At 76.0% G+C, this 18,604-nt stretch carries 20 protein-coding genes and 1 pseudogene; 13 read left to right on the top strand and 8 right to left on the bottom strand.

All coding sequences use genetic code 11. The features are described from left to right. Together F1544_RS23570 and F1544_RS13305 are read left to right on the top strand one after the other, a co-directional pair. Positions 1 to 183 (top strand): annotated as a pseudogene (locus F1544_RS23570) (hypothetical protein); the annotation flags it as partial. Next, positions 180 to 881, top strand: a complete 702-nt coding sequence (locus F1544_RS13305; protein ID WP_308470060.1) for a DUF4166 domain-containing protein — start codon at positions 180 to 182, stop codon at positions 879 to 881. The pseudogene F1544_RS23570 and the gene F1544_RS13305, both read left to right, overlap by 4 nt. Before the next feature lie 18 nt (positions 882 to 899). On the opposite strand, the gene F1544_RS13300 is transcribed toward F1544_RS13305, so the two are convergent. Next, on the bottom strand, positions 900 to 1,568 hold the full coding sequence (locus F1544_RS13300) for a GAP family protein (protein WP_167586103.1): 669 nt from the start codon (positions 1,566 to 1,568) through the stop codon (positions 900 to 902). Between the two features lie 56 nt (positions 1,569 to 1,624). On the opposite strand from F1544_RS13300, the gene F1544_RS13295 reads away from it, so the two are divergent. Continuing rightward, positions 1,625 to 2,224, top strand: coding sequence for a TetR/AcrR family transcriptional regulator (locus F1544_RS13295; RefSeq protein ID WP_167586101.1), 600 nt, complete (start codon positions 1,625 to 1,627; stop codon positions 2,222 to 2,224). Here F1544_RS13295 and F1544_RS26375 read toward each other — a convergent pair. Then, positions 2,208 to 2,807, bottom strand: coding sequence for a YdeI/OmpD-associated family protein (locus F1544_RS26375; RefSeq protein WP_208971822.1), 600 nt, complete (start codon positions 2,805 to 2,807; stop codon positions 2,208 to 2,210). The genes F1544_RS13295 and F1544_RS26375 overlap by 17 nt on opposite strands. Positions 2,808 to 2,985: 178 nt before the next feature. Between F1544_RS26375 and F1544_RS13285 the strand changes: the two genes are divergently transcribed. From F1544_RS13285 to F1544_RS13275, 3 genes are read left to right on the top strand one after another with little or no spacing between them, the layout of a single operon-like run. After that, positions 2,986 to 3,957 (top strand): ATP-binding cassette domain-containing protein, encoded by a 972-nt coding sequence (locus tag F1544_RS13285; RefSeq protein ID WP_167586099.1) that lies wholly within the window; start codon positions 2,986 to 2,988, stop codon positions 3,955 to 3,957. Beyond that, positions 3,954 to 4,757: a DUF2705 family protein gene (locus F1544_RS13280; RefSeq protein WP_167586097.1), complete on the top strand. Its 804-nt coding sequence runs from the start codon at positions 3,954 to 3,956 to the stop codon at positions 4,755 to 4,757. Before F1544_RS13285 ends, F1544_RS13280 begins: the two co-directional genes overlap by 4 nt. Positions 4,758 to 4,773: 16 nt before the next feature. After that, positions 4,774 to 5,367, top strand: a complete 594-nt coding sequence (locus F1544_RS13275; RefSeq protein WP_167586095.1) for a TetR/AcrR family transcriptional regulator — start codon at positions 4,774 to 4,776, stop codon at positions 5,365 to 5,367. A 25-nt stretch (positions 5,368 to 5,392) separates the two neighbouring features. Here F1544_RS13275 and F1544_RS13270 read toward each other — a convergent pair whose 3' ends face one another. After that, on the bottom strand, positions 5,393 to 5,776 hold the full coding sequence (locus F1544_RS13270; protein ID WP_167586093.1) for a VOC family protein: 384 nt from the start codon (positions 5,774 to 5,776) through the stop codon (positions 5,393 to 5,395). A 231-nt stretch (positions 5,777 to 6,007) separates the two neighbouring features. On the opposite strand from F1544_RS13270, the gene F1544_RS13265 reads away from it, so the two are divergent. Genes F1544_RS13265 through F1544_RS13255 form a run of 3 tightly spaced genes read left to right on the top strand, consistent with a single transcriptional unit; the run spans position 6,008 to position 8,295 of the window. Continuing rightward, on the top strand, positions 6,008 to 6,364 hold the full coding sequence (locus F1544_RS13265) for a YciI family protein (protein WP_167586091.1): 357 nt from the start codon (positions 6,008 to 6,010) through the stop codon (positions 6,362 to 6,364). A gap of 32 nt (positions 6,365 to 6,396) precedes the next feature. Then, a complete protein-coding gene (locus F1544_RS13260; RefSeq protein ID WP_167586089.1) occupies positions 6,397 to 7,692 on the top strand; it encodes an RNA polymerase sigma factor in 1,296 nt (431 codons plus the stop codon). A gap of 33 nt (positions 7,693 to 7,725) precedes the next feature. Further along, positions 7,726 to 8,295: a TIGR03086 family metal-binding protein gene (locus tag F1544_RS13255; RefSeq protein ID WP_167586088.1), complete on the top strand. Its 570-nt coding sequence runs from the start codon at positions 7,726 to 7,728 to the stop codon at positions 8,293 to 8,295. A gap of 22 nt (positions 8,296 to 8,317) precedes the next feature. On the opposite strand, the gene crcB is transcribed toward F1544_RS13255, so the two are convergent. Further along, positions 8,318 to 8,683, bottom strand: coding sequence for a fluoride efflux transporter CrcB (gene crcB, locus F1544_RS23565; protein WP_308470059.1), 366 nt, complete (start codon positions 8,681 to 8,683; stop codon positions 8,318 to 8,320). After that, positions 8,680 to 9,099 (bottom strand): fluoride efflux transporter FluC, encoded by a 420-nt coding sequence (locus tag F1544_RS23560; protein ID WP_208971821.1) that lies wholly within the window; start codon positions 9,097 to 9,099, stop codon positions 8,680 to 8,682. The genes crcB and F1544_RS23560 overlap by 4 nt, the downstream gene beginning before the upstream one ends. Positions 9,100 to 9,140: 41 nt before the next feature. Here F1544_RS23560 and F1544_RS23555 point away from each other — a divergent pair, with 41 nt between their 5' ends. Further along, complete coding sequence (locus tag F1544_RS23555) at positions 9,141 to 9,683, top strand: SRPBCC domain-containing protein (protein ID WP_208971820.1); 543 nt, start codon at positions 9,141 to 9,143, stop codon at positions 9,681 to 9,683. 58 nt (positions 9,684 to 9,741) lie between these two features. Here F1544_RS23555 and F1544_RS13245 read toward each other — a convergent pair whose 3' ends face one another. Both F1544_RS13245 and F1544_RS26370 read right to left on the bottom strand, forming a co-directional pair. Continuing rightward, positions 9,742 to 10,446: a fasciclin domain-containing protein gene (locus tag F1544_RS13245; RefSeq protein WP_167586086.1), complete on the bottom strand. Its 705-nt coding sequence runs from the start codon at positions 10,444 to 10,446 to the stop codon at positions 9,742 to 9,744. Between the two features lie 200 nt (positions 10,447 to 10,646). Beyond that, a complete protein-coding gene (locus F1544_RS26370; RefSeq protein WP_208971819.1) occupies positions 10,647 to 12,206 on the bottom strand; it encodes a molybdopterin-dependent oxidoreductase in 1,560 nt (519 codons plus the stop codon). Positions 12,207 to 12,406: 200 nt separating this feature from the next. On the opposite strand from F1544_RS26370, the gene F1544_RS26365 reads away from it, so the two are divergent. After that, positions 12,407 to 13,363 carry a DUF389 domain-containing protein gene (locus F1544_RS26365; RefSeq protein WP_167586084.1) on the top strand — a complete coding sequence of 319 codons (957 nt, stop codon included), beginning with the start codon at positions 12,407 to 12,409 and terminating at the stop codon, positions 13,361 to 13,363. Here the strand turns inward: F1544_RS26365 and F1544_RS13230 are convergent. Continuing rightward, positions 13,356 to 15,035, bottom strand: coding sequence for an alpha-keto acid decarboxylase family protein (locus F1544_RS13230; RefSeq protein WP_167586082.1), 1,680 nt, complete (start codon positions 15,033 to 15,035; stop codon positions 13,356 to 13,358). The two genes, F1544_RS26365 and F1544_RS13230, sit on opposite strands and share 8 nt — an antisense overlap. Positions 15,036 to 15,138: 103 nt before the next feature. Here F1544_RS13230 and F1544_RS13225 point away from each other — a divergent pair, with 103 nt between their 5' ends. Both F1544_RS13225 and F1544_RS13220 read left to right on the top strand, forming a co-directional pair. Then, positions 15,139 to 15,624 carry an Lrp/AsnC family transcriptional regulator gene (locus tag F1544_RS13225; RefSeq protein ID WP_167586080.1) on the top strand — a complete coding sequence of 162 codons (486 nt, stop codon included), beginning with the start codon at positions 15,139 to 15,141 and terminating at the stop codon, positions 15,622 to 15,624. A gap of 107 nt (positions 15,625 to 15,731) precedes the next feature. Next, a complete protein-coding gene (locus F1544_RS13220; RefSeq protein WP_167586078.1) occupies positions 15,732 to 18,428 on the top strand; it encodes a SpoIIE family protein phosphatase in 2,697 nt (898 codons plus the stop codon). Positions 18,429 to 18,604: the final 176 nt, after the last annotated feature.

The raw sequence follows: 18,604 nt of genomic DNA, 5'->3' as shown, positions 1-18,604 counted from the left end.
GCCCACCGCCGTCCGGGGGCGGTCGCGGCCGCGCTCGGGCTGGCCGCAGCCGCCCTGGCCTGGCCGGTGGGCGCGGGGACGCCGTCGGCGCGCCGGTGCCGGCGCCGGCCGCCGGACCGGGGCTCCGCGACCTCCCCCGCGTCCCTGGCCACGGTCCCCGCGCCGGCCGGGGGTGCGGCGTGAGCGCGCCCGTCCCGGACCGGGGCAGCGTCGTGCTGGGCGCCCTCGGGGACCGGGCCCGGGACCTGCACCCGATGCTGCAGCGGCGCTTCGGCGTCTCGACCGCGGCCGGGTACTCCTGCGTCGGCCGGGGCGTCATGGACCGGGTGTGGCACGGGCCGTCCTGGACGCTGCCCTTCCTGCACCTGGGCGCCTGGCGGAACATCCTGGTGCCGGACTCCGCGACCGACGTGCCGTTCAGCGTCGAGAACTACGCCTACGTCGACTCCTTCGGGCGCGAGACGGTCACCGTCGTGCGGACGTTCGAGATCGCCCCGGGCCGCCGCCGCCGCTTCGACGCCACACTGGTGGCCGACGGCCCCGGCCGGGTCCTGGACTACCTCGGCACCCACCAGCACCTGGCCGTCGACCTCGTCCCGTCCGTGCTGCCCGACGGGAGCCTGCGCATCGTCTCGGCGGCGCAACGCTTCTACGAGGGCAGGGTCGCCTTCCGGTTCCCGATGCTGCTCTCGGGAACCGCCGAGCTCACCGAGGGCTGGGACGAGGAGCGGGAGCGCTTCACGATCGACGTCCGGGTGAGCAACGAGCGCTTCGGCCCGCTCGCCGGGTACGCGGGCAGCTTCACGTGCGAGTTCCCCGAGGTGACGGGCGACGCCGTGCCGCCCGCCGTGCGCCCGCTGCGGGAGGAGTCCCGCCGCTGAGGCTCCCGGGCCCGGTGCTCACAGCAGGAGGGCGAGGACCGCGACCACGACGGCGAGCAGCAGCAGGCCCAGCGCGGCGGGGACGGACCGCGGCTGGACCCGCTCGCCGCCGAGGCGGTCGTAGACGCGGCGCAGGCGGCGGGCGATCTGGCGGTGCCAGGTGACGCCGGCGGCGAGCAGGAGCAGGCAGGGCACGCAGTAGACGACGCCGTAGAGGGCGAGGACGACCAGGCCGCTGCCGCGGGAGACGTCCGCGGCGTTGAGGCGCTCGATCGCGATCAGGTAGGGGAAGGCGTTGGGCAGGTCGGCGCCGGTGACCAGCACCCCGAGGGGGGCGGCGGTCCAGGGCCCGAACCAGGCCGGCAGTTCGACTGCGGCGCGGGTCCGGGTCCGCAGCCGCCGGGCGGCGCTGACGAGGAGCACGAGGGCGGCCAGCAGGAGCGCACCGCGCCGGACCCACGTCGCCGCCCCGGCGACGTTGTCGCCCAGCGCCGCGCTGCCGAGGAAGAGGCCGGCCCCGACGGCGACGACCACGAGGTAGGCGCCGGCGACGTAGGCGAGGGCGCTGAGCCCGGGCCGGCGCAGCGGCGCGAGCAGGATCAGCGCAACCCCGGCGATCGTCGCGGGGTTGAGGGAGTCGAGGGCGGCGAGCCCGGCGATCGCCCCGAGGAGGCCGGCCGTCAGCATGGCGACGACGGTATCTCACATGAGACTTCAACGTCTCAGACGACTAGGCTGCCCCGGTGACCTCCACCCCCCGCCGCGCGCCGTCGCCGGACGCCGCCGTGGACCTGTTCGGTGACCCCGTGGCCGCCGCGGCCGCCCGGCACCTCGCGCTCGCGCCGGCCGCGTCCATGCAGGAGCTGGCGGAGGCCGCCGGGGTGAGCCGGGCCACCCTGTTCCGCCGCTTCCCCTCCCGCACCGCGCTGGTGGCGGAGCTGTGCGGGGCGGCGGCGGAGGCCTACGTGCGCGCGGTGGAGGGGGCGGCGCCCGGGAGCGGGAACCCGCGCGAGGCCCTGGCCCGGGTCGTGGCGGCCCTGGGACGGCTGGCCGCCGTGGCGGGGCTGCTGGGCCTGCAACCGCTGCAGGAGCACGTCGAAGCGGCCCTGCTCGCCCGGACCGCGCAGACGGAGGACTCGCTGCGGCGGCTGGCGCGCCGGGGGCAGGAGAGCGGGGACTTCCGGGTGGAGGTGGACCCGGAGTGGTTCGTCTCGATGCTGACGTGGTTGCTGGTGGGCGCCGCCGACAGCGTCCGCCTCGGCCGCCTGACGGCCGCCGCCGCGCAGCGGCACGTGGCCGCGACGATCGAGGTGTCGCTGACCCGCGTCAGCCGTTGCTCCTGACCCGGACGTCGTGGCGGGCGTCCTCAGCCGTCAGGGCGATCCGCTTGGCCCGGGTGGCGGGCGTCTTCGCGGAGGCGATCCAGCGCAGCACGTTGCGGCGGGTCGACGGCGGGAACGCGGCGAAGAAGGCCTCCGCGGGCGAGCGCTCCCGCAGCGCGGCGGCGAGGCCCTCGGGCACGACGAGGTCGTCGACGTCCGCCATCGCGTCCCACGCGCCGCTGCGCTTCGCCTCGACCACGCCGGCCAGGCCGGCGGGGTGCATCCGTCCCTCGGCGGTGAGCCGCTCGGCCCGGACCTGGTAGCTGCGGGCCCACGGCCGGGTGCGCCGGGGGCTGACGAGCTGGCGGCTGCGCTCGTCGTCGATCCGCCGCCGGATCCCGTCGATCCAGCCGAAGGCGACGAGCTGGTCGAGCACCTGCTCGTGGGTGACGTACCGGTCCGGGACAGCCTTCTTCCACGTCACCAGCCAGACGGCCTCCTGCTGGGCGTGGTGGGCGAGGAGCCGGTCGTGCAGCTCCTGCTCGGACGTCACCTCGACGTGGGTGAAGCGGTCCTCGGGCCGGGGCGCCGGCTCCCCGATCACCGGGGGCACCCCGACACGGAGCCGGAGCTCGCGCCCGGCCGTCGGCGTCGTCGTGCTCCTCCGGCCATGCGCCGACTCTCCCACCGCCGCGTCAGCCGGCTCCCCCGAACGGCTCTGGACATCGTGAGACGTCGCGCGCAAGATGTGAGTGGACGCTCACTCACATCAAGGAGACGCGATGCCGGCCATCACCCTCGACGCCCTGACCCGCCGCTTCGGCGAGCGCACCGCTGTCAACGCGCTGACCGTCGACGTCCCGCAGGGCGGCGTGGTCGGTCTCGTGGGGCCCAACGGATCGGGCAAGTCCACGCTGCTGCGGATGCTGCTCGGGCTCGTGCGCCCGACGTCCGGCCAGGCCACCGTGCTGGGACACCCGATCTCCGCGCCCGCCCGCTACCTCGGCCGCGTCGGGGCCCTGGTGGAGAGCCCCGCGTTCGTACCGGGGCTCTCCGCCCGGGCGAACCTGCTGTCGCTGGCCCACCTGCGCGGGCTCCCCGCCCGGCGGGTGGACGAGGTGCTCGAGACCGTCGGGCTCACCGGCCGGCAGCGGGAACCCGTCAAGCGGTTCTCGCTCGGGATGAAGCAGCGCCTCGGCATCGCGGCGGCGCTGCTCCCCGATCCCGACCTGCTCCTGCTCGACGAACCGACCAACGGGCTCGACCCCGCGGGGATCGTGGAGGTCCGCCGCCTGCTGCGCGACCTCGGCTCCTCGGGGCGGACGGTGCTCGTCTCCTCGCACCTGCTCGCCGAGATCGAGGCCGCGTGCGACTCCCTCGTCGTGATCCGCTTCGGCGACCTCGTCTACGACGGGCCGACCGCGGGACTGCTCGCCCGGGGCACGTCCCACGTCGACGTCCTGCCCGAGCACGAGGCCGACACCGCTGCGCTGCAGGCGGTGCTGCGCGCCGCGGGGTGGGACGTCGCCGCGACGCCGGCGGGCGTGCGCGTCGAGGGCCCCGACGGCGTGGACGGCGCCGCGGTCAACCGCGCGGCCGCAGCCGGCGGCGTCGTCCTGCGCAGCATCGTCGCCACCCGCGACAGCCTCGAACACGTCTTCCTCGCCCTGACCGGCTCCTCCGACGGCGAGCTCGCCGCCGCCCGGACCCAGGCCGCCCCCACGACCACCCCCGCACCGAGGAGCCGACGATGATGCTGGTCGACGAGGTCCGCAGCGAGTTCACGCGCAGCCGGCGCCGTGGCGTCCTGATCGGCTGGCTCGGCCTCACGGCCGTGTTCGCCGCCCTGGTCGGCACGCTGCTGCCCGGGATCGTCGCCGACGGTCCCGGGGGGCCGGCGACGGGTCCGGGCGTCAGCTTCCCCTCGCTCACGCAGCTGCAGGGCAGCGACGGACTCACCGCCGGACTCAGCACGGGCGCCGCGATGTTCGGCGTCATCACCCTCGCCTTCTGGGCCGTCCTCACCGCGAGCGACCACAGCACGGGCCTGATCCGGCTGCTCGCCTCGGCCCAGCCGCGGCGGTGGCGCCTGCTCGTCGGCAAGGTCCTCGCCCTCACCGTGTGGACCGCCGTGGCCACCGTCGTCGCGCTCGTCGTCACCCTGGGCATCGCCCCCGCGGCCGCGTCGTCCGCCGGCGTCGACACGTCGGCCTGGAGCAGCGCCACCCCGGGCGCCGTGGTGACCGCCGCCGGCGACCTCTTCCTGACCCTCCTCGTCTGGGGCGTGATCGGCCTCGTGCTGGCGACGCTCACCCGCTCGGCGGCCATCGCCGTCTCCGTGGGCGCCGGGTACGTCCTCGTCGTCGAGGGGGTGCTGAGCTCGGCGCTGGGGTCGCTGGGCGACCACCTGCCCGGGGCGACGCTGACGGCCCTGGCCGCCGGGGGGACCGCCACCGTCACCCACGCGACCGCGCTGCTCAGCGGCGCCGCCTACGTCGTCGTGGGGCTCGGGGCCGCGCTGGTCGTCCTGACCCGCCGGGACATCACCGACTGAGCGGGAGGATGGGCCCGTGACGGCCAGGGGACAGACGACGCGCGCGAAGCTGCTGCACGCCACGAGCACCGTCGTGCGCGAGGTGGGCTACAGCGGGACGACGGTCCGGGCCGTGGCCCAGGCCGCCGGCGTCGCGGAGGGCACGATCTACCGGCACTTCCCGGACAAGGCGAGCCTCCTGCTCGCGGTCGTCAGCGAGCAGAGCGCGCCCGTGGTCGAGTGGATGACCACGCTGCCCGCGCGCGCCGGCGTGGGCGAGGTGGCCGACACGCTCACCGACTGCCTCACCCGCCTGGCCGGGTTGCGGGAGAGCGTGCTGCCGCTGGAGCTCGCGATGCTGACCGACCCCGAGCTCGCCGCGGCCCGCGACCGCCGCGGTCCCCCGCCCGGCACGCCGGACCCGCCCCGCCTGCTCGGGGCCTACCTCGCCGCGGAGCAGGCCCGCGGGCGCCTGCGTCCCGACGTCGACCCGCAGGAGGCGGCCGTCCTGCTGCTCGTCACGCTGTTCGGGCTCGCCGCCTCACCACCCACCCCGGCCGCCGGGATCCCCGTGCTGACCGTGCGGCGGACGGTGGACCTGCTGCTGACGGGGCTCGCGCCGGGCTCCTGACCCGTGGCCGGCGAGAGCGCCGCGGTCAGCGACCGGAACCGCCGGACGGCGCCCCCGGGGGCAGTGCGAAGTGGGGGTTCTCGATGACGCCGAGCACCCCACCGCCCGGTTCACGCACGGTCGCCGTGCGGATGCCGTCGCCGACGTCGCGCAGGTCGCCGTGCGGCGTGGCCCCGGACGCGAGCAGCTCCGCCAGGGCGGCCTCGGCGTCGGGGACGCCCCAGTAGGCGACCGGCCCGGTGGCCGGGTCGGCCTCCGGGTCGAGCCCGAGCTCGTACCCGCCCACCGAGAACCCGACGTAGAACGGCTCGTCGAAGTACGGCTCGAGGCCGAGGACCCGCCGGAACCAGGCGGTGCTGGCCGCCAGGTCGGGGGCGGGGTGGATGACCGTGCGCAGTCCGAGGAACATGGCGTGTCCTTCCGGGGGCGGTCGGGCGACCGCCGCTGCGCGCATGCTCCCCCGGGGGTGCGACACGACCGGTCGCGTCCCAGGGCTGGTCCACCACCTCGCCGGGAACCGGCGACGGAAGATCTTCGGGGGAGATCCAGGCCGAGCTGTCGATCCGGCGGCACGATGTTCGTCGTCGCTGATGACGGAGCCGGACTGACCGGCCCGCGACTCAGTGCAGGAGGCAGCTCCATGGCCAAGTACGCGATCCTCATCTACGAAGACCCGACCTCCTACGCGAACGGGTCACCCGAGGCGTGGGCCGCGGTGACGGACGCGCACACCGCGTTCGTCAACCAGGTCTTCGCGCTCGGTGGGTGCCTCGCAGGTGGGGAAGCACTCGCGCCCACGACGACGGCCACCACGATCAGGGGTGGCGGCACGGTGACGGACGGACCGTTCGTCGAGACCAAGGAGGCCTTCGGAGGCTTCTACGTCGTCGAGGCGCGCGACCTCGACCACGCCCTCGAGATGGCCAGGCTGTGCCCGGCCCCCGGCGGCGGCGTCGAGGTCCGCCCCGTCGTGGACGCGACGAGCAACCCGTTCTGACCGCTCCCGGCGAAGGACCGACCGCGTCCGCCGTGCCGGCGGACGCGGTCGCTGCCGCGCTGGCGCAGGCCCACCGCTCCGAGTGGGCCGTCGTCCTGTCCGCCACGGTGCGCGTCGCGGGCGACCTGGACCTCGCGGAGGAGTGCGCGCAGGAGGCGTACGTCAGCGCGCTGCAGGCCTGGACCCGGGACGGCGTCCCGCAGCGGCCCGGCGCCTGGCTGACCACGGCCGCGCGGAACAAGGCGCTGGACCGGTTGCGTCGCGAGACCACCCTCCGGCGCAAGCTCCCGCTGCTCGTCGAGCCGGCGACCGTCGACCCGCACGAGACGGCCGACCCCGACCGGCCCGACGCCGCGGTGCCCGACGACCGGCTCCGGCTGGTGTTCACCTGCTGCCACCCCACCCTCGCCCCCGAGGCCCGCGTCGCCCTCACCCTGCGCCTGGTCTGCGGCGTCCCCACGCCCGACGTCGCCCGGGCCTTCCTGGTGTCCGAGCCGACGATGGCGGCACGGATCACGCGGGCCAAGAAGAAGATCTCCGCAGCGCGGATCCCCTACCGGGTCCCGGACCGGGCGGAGCTGCCCGAGCGCCTGGACAGCGTGCTCACCGCCGTCCACCTCCTCTTCAGCACCGGCCACACGGCCCGCGACGGGGACGCGCTCGTCCGCGGGGAGCTCTGCGACCGGGCCCTGCACCTCGCGCGCACCCTCGCCGCGCTGCTGCCCGAGCAGGCCGAGACCCGCGGCCTGCTGGGCCTGCTGCTCCTCACCGACGCGCGCCGGGCCACCCGGACCGACGAGCAGGGCCGGCTGCTCCTGCTCGCCGACCAGGACCGGACGCGCTGGGACCAGCGCGCCGTCCTGGAGGGACTCACGGTGACGGCCGGGGCGCTGGCCTCCGGCCCACCGGGGCGGTTCACCCTGCAGGCGGCGATCGCCGGCGTGCACGCGGTGGCGCCGTCCCTGGAGCAGACCGACTGGCCGCGCGTCGTGCACCTCTACGACCGGCTCCTGGCGGTGTGGAACACCCCGGTGGTCGCGCTCAACCGGGCCGCCGCCGTGGCGTTCGCCGACGGTCCGGCCGCCGCCCTGCCGCTCCTCGACGAGCTGGCCACCGATCCCCGGCTCGCCGACTACCCCTACCTCCCCGCCACCCGCGCCGACCTGCTGCGCCGCCTCGGCGACGCCGCCGGCGCGGCCCGGGCGTACCGGCGCGCGGTGGAGCTCACGGCGAACGCCGCGGAGCGCGCCTTCCTGGAGCAGCGCCTGGCCGAGGTCAGCCGCGTCGCCGGCGCCACTCCAGGACACGCACCCCCACGAACCCGCTAGGTTCGGCGCTCCGACCCCGCTGGAGGAGAACCCGTGACGCTGCCCACCCAACCGGCCGAGCGGCACCGCGCGGTCGCCGCGGGGTTCACGACCCGGGTGGTGGGCGCGAGCGACTGGGACGCACCGGCTCCCGTGCCCGGCTGGCGGGCCCGCGACGTCGTCGCGCACCTCGTCGAGTGGGTCCCGGAGTTCCTGCGCAGCGGGACCGGACTGGTCCTCGACCGGGGACCGTCGCCGCAGGACGACCCCGTCGCGGCCTGGCTCGTGCACGTGGACGCGGTGCAGCGGCTGCTCGACGGGCCGGACGCGGCCACGCCGTTCCGGCACCCCCACGTCGGGGAGATGCCGCTGCCGGACGCCGTCGACCGGTTCTGCACGACCGACGTGTTCCTGCACACCTGGGACCTGGCCCGCGCCACCGGGCAGGACGAGCGGCTGGACGAGCAGCACTGCGCCGAGCTGCTCGCCGGGATGACGCCGATCGAGGAGCTGCTGCGGACCTCCGGGCAGTACGGGCCCGCGGTCCCCGTGCCGGCCGACGCCGACGTGCAGACCCGCCTGCTGGCCTTCATCGGCCGGGACCCGCTGCGCAGCAACGGGTGATCAACAGGGACTGAGCGGCGCGTCAGGACGCGGCGGCCGCGAGCAGCAGCCCCACACCGCCCGCGGCGACCGCCAGGACGAGGGTCCCCGCCGCGTTCCCCACCGCGGCCCGCACGTGCCCGCTGCGGGCCAGCCGTACCGTGTCGACGCTCGTGGTGCTGAACGTCGTGAAGCCCCCGCAGAACCCGACGCCGAGCACGAGGCGCCAGGCGTCGTCGGCCCCGTCGCGCACGAGTCCGGTCAGCAGGCCGAGCAGGAACGACCCCAGGACGTTCACGAGCAGGATCGGGAGGGGGAACGTCCCCGGCCGCCGCGCCCGCAGCTCCGCGTCGACGACGAACCGCGCGACGGCGCCGAGCCCGCCCGCGAACGCCAGCAGGAGGATCACGCCGGCCGCCCGCGGTGCCGCGAGCCCGCGACGGCCACGCCGGCGAGCGCCGCGAGCAGCCCGGCCGCGACGCTGCCGGCGCCGTAGGCCAGGGCCGTGCCGGCGGTCCCGTCGCTCAGCAGGCCGTCGACCTCGACCGCGAGGCTGGAGAACGTCGTGAACCCGCCGCAGAACCCGGTGCCCAGCCCCAGCCGCAGGGCGGTGCCGCGGGCGTCCTCGGGGCCGCGGCGGGCCAGGGCCTCCAGCAGCAGGCCGAGCAGGAACGAGCCGGCCACGTTGACCGCCAGCGTGGCCAGCGGCCACGCCCCGGCGGCCGGCACGAGCCGCGCGGTCCCGTAGCGGGCCAGGGTGCCGAGCGCGCCGCCCGCCGCGACGAGCGCGAGCAGGCGGGGGTCCCGGTGGGGCGGGGTGGGCACGGCCCGACGCTAGCGGGGGCGCGGTGCGGGAGGATGGGGGCGTGAGCACGTCCGAGCTGATCGGCGGCGCCGTCCTGCACGGCGGGGACCGCGCCACCCTGGAGTGGGTGCGGGAGTACCCGCACTCCGTCGCGACCCTGTGGACCGCGCTGACCGTGCCCGAGGTGACCCGCCAGTGGTGGGCGGACCTGCGGGCCGACCTGCGCCCCGGCGGCGACTTCTCGCTCATGTGGCTCTACGGGCCGCCCGACGGGCTGGAGTGGTGGCCCGGCGAGGTCGTCGTCCTCGACCCGCCGCGGCTGCTGGAGCACACGAACTCCGAGCACGGCCGTCTGCGCTGGCAGCTGGAACCGCTGGACGCGGGGGCGCTGCGCGCGCGGACCCGGCTGACGCTGACGAACGAGCTCGAGGGCGACGACGAGTGGGTCCCCATGTCGCTGGCCGCGTGGCAGCTGCAGCTCGAGCAGCTGGAGCGCGCGCTCGAGGGCGAGTCGCCGCACTGGACCACGTGGCCCGCCGACCACGACCTGCGCCTGCGGCACCTGCGGGCGGCCTACGCCGCGACGCTCCCGCTGGGCGGCTGACCCCCGGGACGCGACTGCGCCGGTGACGTCGAGACGTCACCGGCGCAGGTCAGGCGTCTCAGGCGGGGGGCATGAGGACCGAGTCGAGCAGGTACACGGTCGCGTTGGAGGTCTGCACGTTGCCGCAGATGACCTTGGCGGACCCGTTGACCGTCATCGCCTCGGGGGTGCCGGCGACCTGGACGGTCTTGCCCTGCACCGTCGGCACGGCCCCGGCCTGGATCAGCTGCTCGGGGGTCATCTTGCCCGCCACGACGTGGTAGGTCAGGACGCTGCTCAGGGTCGCTGCGCCCTCGGGGGTCTTGAGGGTGGCCACGACGTCCGCGGGCAGGGCCGCGAAGGCGGAGTCGACGGGGGCGAAGACGGTGAACTCGCCGCCGTTGAGGGTGTCGACGAGGTTCACCTGCGGGTTCAGCTTCCCGGAGACCGCGGCGACCAGCTGCGTCAGCAGCGGGTTGTTCGAGGCGGCCGTGGTGACGTTGGCCTGGGCCATGCCCTCCACCGACCCGGCACCCGAGGGCACCTGGGCGGCGTAGTCGGCGCAGCCCGCGCCCACCGGGGTCCCCGCGGCCATCGTGGAGCTGGACGACATGCTCTCGCTGGGGCTGGAGGACGTCGAGGAGCTCGAGGACATCGAGCTGGACGAGCTCGAGGCCGTGGTGCCGGCCGCGTCGTCGGAGCCGCCGCAGCCGGCGAGGCTCAGACCGAGAGCACCCGCCAGGGCCAGGGCGGAGAAGGTGCGCGTGCGGGTCGAGGTCGTCATCAGCTGGAGCTCCTCAAGTCGTCTTCGCCGTCGAGGCCGACGGCGATCCGTCGCCACCACCCCCGACCTCCGCGACGCGGCGAGAGTCCCTCCTCGGACAGCTCGTCGCGGCGGCGGACCGTGCTCCGTCGGGGCGGACGATCAGCCGTTCGTGGCCCGACCGTTGCGCTCAGTGACAGGTTAACAGCAACGAGTGATGCTCAGGTGATCGTGAAGAACTTGCTCGGCCAGCCCGAGGACCCGTCCGGGATCGGCTTGACGACGTCCTCGGTCTGCACCTGACCCGTGGCGTCGGTGGCGCGGGCGCGGATGGTGTGGCTGCCCGCGGTGGCGCCGTCCCAGGCGTACGTCCACTGCACCCAGGTGCTCGTGCTGACGGTCGGCACCAGGGTCGCGTCGGCCCAGTCCCCGTCGTCGATGCGGACCTCGACCCTGCTGATCCCGCGGGTCTGGGCCCACGCGACGCCCGCGATCGGGACGGTCTGCCCGGCGGGGATCATCGCGAACGACATCGGCACGTCGATGCGGGTGGCCGTCTTGATGGGCGCCTGCTCCGCCCACCCGCGGTCGGTCCAGTAGGCGGTCTGGGCGTCGAAGCGGGTGACCTCGATCTCGGTGATCCACTTGCACGCCGAGACGTAGCCGTAGAGGCCCGGCACGATCATGCGGGCCGGGAAGCCGTGGACGTCGGTGAGCGGCTCGCCGTTCATCCCGATCGCGATCATCGCGTCCCGCCCGTCGGTGACGGCGGCCACGGGGGTGGAGATGGTGAACCCGTCGACCGAGCGGGAGAACAGCATGTCGGCCTCGGGGCGCACCCCGGCGCGCTCCAGCAGGCGCGCCAGCGGCATCCCCAGCCAGCGCGCGTTGCCGACGAGGTTGCCGCCCACCTCGTTGGAGACGCACGTCATCGTCATCCACCGCTCGACGAGGTCCTCGCCCAGGAGGTCGTCGAAGGTCACGGTGATCTCCCGGTCGACCATGCCGTGGATGCGCAGCGTCCACCCGGCCACGTCGACCTGCGGCACCGACAGCGCCGTGTCGACCCGGTAGAAGTCCTTGGCGCTGGTGACGTAGGGCGTGATGGCGTCCACGGAGTCGAGGCCAGCCGGCAGGGCCGGGGCCGCGGAGGAGGGCCGGGGCAGGACGATCCCGGCGCGGGTGGCCGCCACCGAGTTCGACCGGTTGACCGCCGTGCCGGCCCCCGCGGTCAGCGCCGCCGCGCCGGCCACGGCGCCGAACAGCACCGAGCGGCGCGACAGCGGGCCCGTCGCGGCCGGCGTCCTGGCGTGCAGCGCCCGGACCAGCAGGAGCAGGGCACCCGCACCCGCGAGCGTCCCGACGGTCGAGGGCAGCCAGCTCAGCGCCGTCGCGTCCGGCCGGTTCACGGTCGCCCCCACGGCCGCGAGGCCCAGCAGCAGGACGAGGGCCAGCCCCACCCGCAGCCGGCGCAGCGCCACCAGGCCGATGACGACGAAGAGCAGGACGAGGGTGACGTAGAGGCTGCCCAGCAGGACCGCCTTGTCCGCCTCGCCGAACTGCCGGATCGCCCACTCCTTCAGCCACTCCGGGGTGCGAGTGATGAACTCCTGGCCCACCCCCAGCACCGGGTCCGCCGAGCGGGTGACGAAGGAGGCCAGCAGGGTGCCGACGCCGAGGGTGAGGCCGCCGGACAGCAGTCCGGCCAGCACCGCCGCCAGGCGCGACCGGTGGCGGCTCGGCCTGGTGGCCCTGGCGTCCGGGTCTGCTCGACGGTGCACGTCGTCTCCTCGTCCAGGGCGGCCGGCGGCGAACTGCCGTCGGCTCACCTCCCTCCTTCGGAACGGAGGGGCCCGCAGATGAGCCCGACGCGGCACCTCTTTCCCGCGACGTCACCGCGGGGCCTCTCGACGCGGCGCCATCATGGCCGGGTGACCGCACCCCGTCCCCGCCCCTCCCGCACGCCCGGGGAGCCGCGCCCGTGAGCGTCGTCCACGTCCGCGTCGTCTGCCCGCCCGCGCTGACCCCGGCCGTGCTGGACGTGCTGCGCGCCGAGCCGGGGTCGACGAACGTGGTCGCGCTGCCCGGGGCCGCGCTCGAGCCGGCCGGGGACCTGCTGCAGGCCGAGGTCGCCCGCGAGGCCGCCGACGGCGTGCTGCGGCGGCTGAAGCGCCTCGGCGTCACCGACGCCGGCTCGATCGTGCTGGAGACCGTCGAGCTCGCCGTGGGCTCCGACGTGCGCCGGGCCGAGGAGGACGCCCCCGGCGAGGGCGACGACGCCGTGGTCTGGGACCAGCTCGCGGCCGCGGCCGACGGCGGGGCGACGAACTCCCTCAGCTACTACGCGTTCCTCGTGCTGGCGACGCTCATCGCGGCCGTCGGGCTGCTCACCGACAGCCAGGTCCTCATCGTCGGCGCCATGGTGCTCGGCCCCGAGTTCGGCCCGCTCGCCGCGCTGGCGATCGCGGTGGTCCGGCGCCGCCGCGACCTGGTCGCGGGGCCGCTGCGCGCGATCCTGCTGGGGTTCCCCCTCGCGATCCTCGTGACCGCCGGCGGGGTCGCCCTGCTGGACGCCGTCGGCCTGGTGCCGCCGGAGTTCCTCGACGGCCGCCGCCCGCTGACGTCGTTCGTGGCCGCGCCCGACGCGTTTAGCGTCATCGTCGCCCTGCTGGCCGGGATCGCCGGGACGCTGTCGCTGACGTCGGCCAAGGCGGGCCCGCTGGTCGGCGTCTTCATCAGCGTCACGACCGTCCCCGCCGCCGCGGACATCGCCGCGGGCGCCGTCACGGGTCAGTACGGCACGTCGGCCGGGGCCGTCGTCCAGCTCTTCGTGAACCTCACCTGCATCGTCGTGGCGGCCGTCGCGACGCTGGCCGTGCAGCGCGCGTTCTGGCACCGCGCCCAGCGCCGCGACCCCGCGCAGGTCCCCGTCAGCTGAGGCTGCGGGCGATGCGGCGCAGCAGGTCCGGGGTGTCGTCGGGCGGCAGGACGACCTCGACGAGCGCGGGGCGCCCGGGGACCGCGCGCACCTCGGCGAGCGCCTTGACGAGGTCCGCGCCCGTGCAGACCCGGTGCGTCGCCGTCCCCGGTGCGCCGAGCGCCGCGGGCAGCTGGGTCCAGTTCCACGCCAGGACGTCCTGGTAGACGGCGTGCGGGCTCTGGATCTCCCGCTCGACGGTGTACCCGTCGTTGTTCAGGACGATCACGGTGAGCGCCGAGGCGCACGTGAGCAGCCGCCCGAGCTCCTGCACCGTGAGCTGGGCCGCGCCGTCGCCGATCACGAGGACCGTCTCGCGCTCGGGCCGGGCCAGCACCGCGCCGAGCGTCGCGGGCAGCGTGTAGCCGATGGAGGACCAGACGGGCTGGCCCAGCAGGTCGCTGCCGTCGGGCAGCGTGAGCTCCAGCGCCCCGTAGAACGCGGTGCCGGCGTCGGCCACGAGCAGCGTGCCGGGCGCGAGCCAGTCCTGCAGCAGCGGCCAGAGCTCCGCGTGCCGCAGCGGGGTGTCGCCCGCCTGCGGCACCGCGGCCCGCTCGGGCGCCCCGGGCCCCGCGGCGGGCGGCGCGCTCGTGAGCTCCCGGGCCTGCAGCACCTGCTCGAGGATGCGCAGGGACTCGTCGAGGTAGACGCCGTAGAACACGTCGCCCGCGATGCGCGCGTGGTCCAGCTGCAGGTCCACGGCCGCGCCCGGGTCGAAGGCGTGCGTGAAGGAACCCGTGAGCAGGTCGGTCAGCACGACGCCCGCGAGGACCAGCGGGTCGGCCGTGTCGACCCGCTCACGCGTCGCCGGCGCCGTGGTGTGCGCGCCCGCGTAGACGCCGAGGTTCGCGGGGTGGGACTCGTCGAGCATCGCCTTGGACGCCGACTGCGTCGCGACCGCGACGCCGGGCTGCGCCGCGATGGCGCGCACGCGCTCCTCGAGGTGGCGCCGGTGCAGCCGGGGGCCGGCCAGGACGGTCAGCTCCGCGGTGCCGTCGAGGAACGCGGTGAGGGCGCGGGCGAACTCCGCGGCCGTGTCGGCGTCGCTGCGCAGCACGCGCAGCGGCCGGGCCAGCGCCCCGGCGGGGACCAGCGAGCGCGCCACGTCGACGGGGATGCCCAGGTACACCGGCTTCGACGTGCCGACCGCGGTCAGCAGCGCCTGGTCGATGCTCCGGGCGGCGGTGGCGGCCCGCAGGACCACGGCGCTCGCGCTGACCTCGGCGGCGATGCGCACGAAGTGGGAGAAGTCGCCGTCGGCGAGGGTGTGGTGCAGCAGCGCGCCGGACGCCTGGGCGGTCGTCGCGGGCATGCCGACGACGTGCACGACGGGCACGTCCTCCGCGTAGCTGCCGGCCGTGGCGTTGACGGCGGACAGCTCCCCCACCCCGAACGTCGTGACGACGGCGGACACCCCGCGCCGCACGCGGGCGTAGCCGTCGGCCGCGTAGCCGGCGTTCAGCTCGTTGGCCGAGCCCACCCACGCCAGGCCGCCGTCGGCCAGCAGCTCGTCGAGCAGGGCCAGGTTGAAGTCGCCCGGCAGGCCGAACAGGTGGGCGACGCCCAGCTGCTGCAGGCGGCGGGCGAGGTAGGCGCCGACGGTGACCGTGCCGGCGGGCGTGGAGGCGTCCATGCCAGCGATGAGACCCCAGCCCGGTCGATGTGGGCAACCGCCGTCGCGTGCGCTGGTCGGATCGACCAGTGGGCCTCCCTCACGAGCCCCTAGAGTGGTCGGGATGACCACGTCCGCGGCCTCGCTCGACGCCACCGACCGGCGGCTGCTGCTGGCGCTGGACGCGGATCCGCGCGCCACCGTGCAGCGCCTCGCGCAGGACCTCGGCCTGGCCCGGGGCACCGTGCAGGCCCGGCTGGAGCGCCTCGGCCGCGACGGCGCCCTGCACGCGCACTCCCTGCGGGTCCCCCTCGCCCACCTCGGGCTGCCGCTGCGCGCCGTGGTGACGGCCGACGTCGACCAGGACGAGTTCGACCGGATGATCGTGGAGATGGCGCAGATCCCCGAGGTCGTGGAGTGCCTGGGCATGTCGGGCGAGAGCGACCTCATGATCCAGATCGCCGCCCGCGACGCCGACCACATCTACGACATCACCCAGCGGATCCTGCGCTGCCGGGGCATCCGCCGCACGGCCACGTCGATCGTGCTGCGCGAGCTGCTGGGCTTCCGGGTCGAGCACCTGCTCACCCCGGCCGGCCCACCGTCCTGACGCGCCGGAGGCGCGCGACGACTCGGCGCGCGGGCCGCGATCGGTCAGGATGGAGGGCACTGCCCGGCCGGTGAGGCGCCCGGCGAGGAGGCGAGCGAGGAGGACGCGTGGCGCAGGAGCCCCCCGGCGAGGATGCCGACCGGAGCGACGCCGCGCTCGCCGCCGCCGCGCTCACGGGGGACGCGGCGCGCACGACGGCCGCACGCCGGCTGCGGCCCGGGCGGGACCTGCCCGGCCTGGACCGGCTGGCGCGCCTGGCCGCGCAGCTGCTCGGCACGTCCTCCGCGCAGGTCTCGCTGCTGACCGACGTCGACGACGTCGTGGGGGGAACCGGCCCCCAGGCCCACCGCCCGGGGGACGAGGGCCCGCTCGACCAGGCGCTGTGCTCGCTCACGGCCGCCGCCGGCGGCCCCCTGGCCATCCCCGACACGTGGTCCGACGCCCGGGTCTCGCAGCTGGCGCCGGTGAGCGCCGGGAGCCTGCGCTCCTACCTCGGGGTCCCCCTGAGCGTGGGCGGAGAGGTCGTCGGCGCGGTGTGCGTGGGCGGAGCGGACGTGCGGAAGTGGACCGGGCAGGACGTCGACGTCCTGCAGCAGGTCGCGGCCGCCGTGGGCGTCGAGCTGGAGCTCGCGGCGCTCGGCGACGACTACCGCACGAGCCAGGCGCTGCTCGAGGTCGCGGTGCAGGCCGCCGGCATCGGCACCTTCGACCTCGACGTCGCCACGGGCCGCCTCGTCTGGGACGACGTCATGTACGCACTGTTCGGCCTGCTCCGCGAGGACTTCGGGGAGGACCTCGGCGAGGCGATGGCGAGGGTCCACCCCGACGACCGGCAGCAGGTGTCCGACGACGTGGCCGCGGCCCTGGAGAGCGGGGTGTTCGTCTCCGACTACCGGGTGCTGCTGCCCAGCGGGGCGTGGCGCTGGCTCGAGGGGCGCGGGCGGACGCTGGTGGACGCGGAGGGCCGGTCGGTGCGCCTGGTCGGGGCGGTGCACGACGTCACGGCCCAGCGGCAGGTGAGCGAGCGGATCGCCTCCGCGCTGGAGTCGCTGGCCGTGGGCTACGTGGTGCTCGACTCGGCGTGGCACTTCGTCTACGTCAACGCCGAGGCGGAGCGCATCACCGGCACCGACCGCTCGGGGCTCCTGGGCCGCACCCTCTGGGAGGCCTTCCCCGCCACGGTCGGCACGGAGTTCGAGGAGCGCTACCGCCACGCGGTCGAGACGGGCCGGCCGGAGGTCTTCGAGGCCCACTACCCGGCCCCCCTGGACATCTGGGTCGAGGTCCGGGCCGTGCCGGAGGCCGACGGCCTGGCGATGTACTTCCTCGACGTGACCGCCCGCACCCGGGCGCAGCAGGCCGCCGAGGCCGCCGCCGCGCGTCTGGACCTGCTGGCGCGCGTGACGGCGGAGCTCACGGAGACCTTCGACGCCGACCAGGCCGTCGCCCGGCTGGCCCGGCTGGTGGTGCCCGCGATCGCGGACTGGTGCATCGTCACGCTGGTCGACGACGACGCCTCGACCCTCCCGCCGGGGCGGGCCGGCCGTCCCTCCGGCCGGGCGCCGGACTGGCGCCGCGGGCTGCGCGACGTCGGGAGCTGGCACCGCGACGAGACGCAGCTCCCCCTCCTGGAGGCCTACACCGCCGCGCGCCTGGGCGACCTGACCGACGGCGCGTTCCTGCAGCGGTCCCTGCGCGAGGCGACCCCGGTGCACCTGCAGGACGCGACCGCCTCCATCGCGGCCGTCCTGCGCCCCGAGGGCGAGGCCGTGGGGCACCTGCGCGCGCTCGCCCCCGGTTCCGCGGCGGTCTACCCGCTGCGCGGGCGGGGCCGCACCGTCGGCCTGATGACCCTCTTCGCGGGCGCCGAGCGGGCCCCCCTGAGCGCCGAGGAGCTCGCGACGGCGGGCGAGGTGGCCAGCCGCGCCGGCCTGGCCCTGGACTCCTCGCGCCTGTACCGCCAGCAGCGCGACCTGGCCGAGGGGCTGCAGCGCTCCCTGCTGTCGGAGCCGCCGGAGCCCGACCACGGGCGGATCGTGGTGCGCTACGTGCCCGCCGCCGAGGCCGCGCAGGTGGGCGGCGACTGGTACGACGCGTTCCTGCAGCCGGGCGGGGCGACCGTCCTGGTCATCGGCGACGTCGTCGGCCACGACACCCAGGCCGCGGCGGCCATGAGCCAGGTCCGGACCATCGTCCGGACGCTGGGGGCGATGGACGACGAGACCCCCGCGCAGGTGCTGACCGCGGCCGACCGGGTCCTCGCCACCCTGCAGATCCCGACCACCGCCACGGCCATCGCGGCGCGCCTGGAGCAGGACGAGGACGAGCGGGCGCGCGGCGTCACCCGCCTGCGCTGGTCCAACGCCGGCCACCCGCCCGCCATGGTCGTCAACGCCGACGGCAGCGTGCTCCCCCTGACCGGCCTGCACGCCGACCTCCTCCTCGGGGTCGTGCCCGGCACGGAGCGCACCGACTACGAGGTCGTCCTGGACCGCGGGTCGACCGTCGTGCTCTACACCGACGGCCTGGTCGAGCGCCGCGACCAGTCGCTGGCGGTGGGCCTGGAGCGGCTGCGGGCGCTGCTGCAGCGCCTCGCCGCGCAGGACCTCGACCTGGACACCCTCGTCGACCGCCTCCTGGCCGGGCTCCTGCCCTCGCGCAGCGAGGACGACGTGGCCGTGGTCGCGGTGCGCCTGCACCGCCAGGACCGCCCCCGCCCCGCCGAGGCGGGCCCGGAGCGCACGCCCCCGCACGTGCCCGGCCCGCCCGGGGACGTGCCGGGCACCGCCGGGTCCCCGCCGTGAACGGCGCGCGCAGGCGAACTCCTCGCTAGTCTTCGGCCACTGCACGTCCGCGGGACCCGGCCGGAGAAGCCCGGGATCCGGCGGGAGGGTTGGAGCCACAGCCCGCAGCGCCTCCGGCGGTGGACGCCGGGGACCACCGGCCTCGCCGGTGGACGCAGCGGGGTGGACGGAGCACG

Source organism: Kineococcus rubinsiae, assembly GCF_011839805.1.
Taxonomy (GTDB): Bacteria; Actinomycetota; Actinomycetes; order Actinomycetales; family Kineococcaceae; genus Kineococcus; species Kineococcus rubinsiae.
This window is presented reverse-complemented; position numbering and strand designations above follow the sequence as displayed.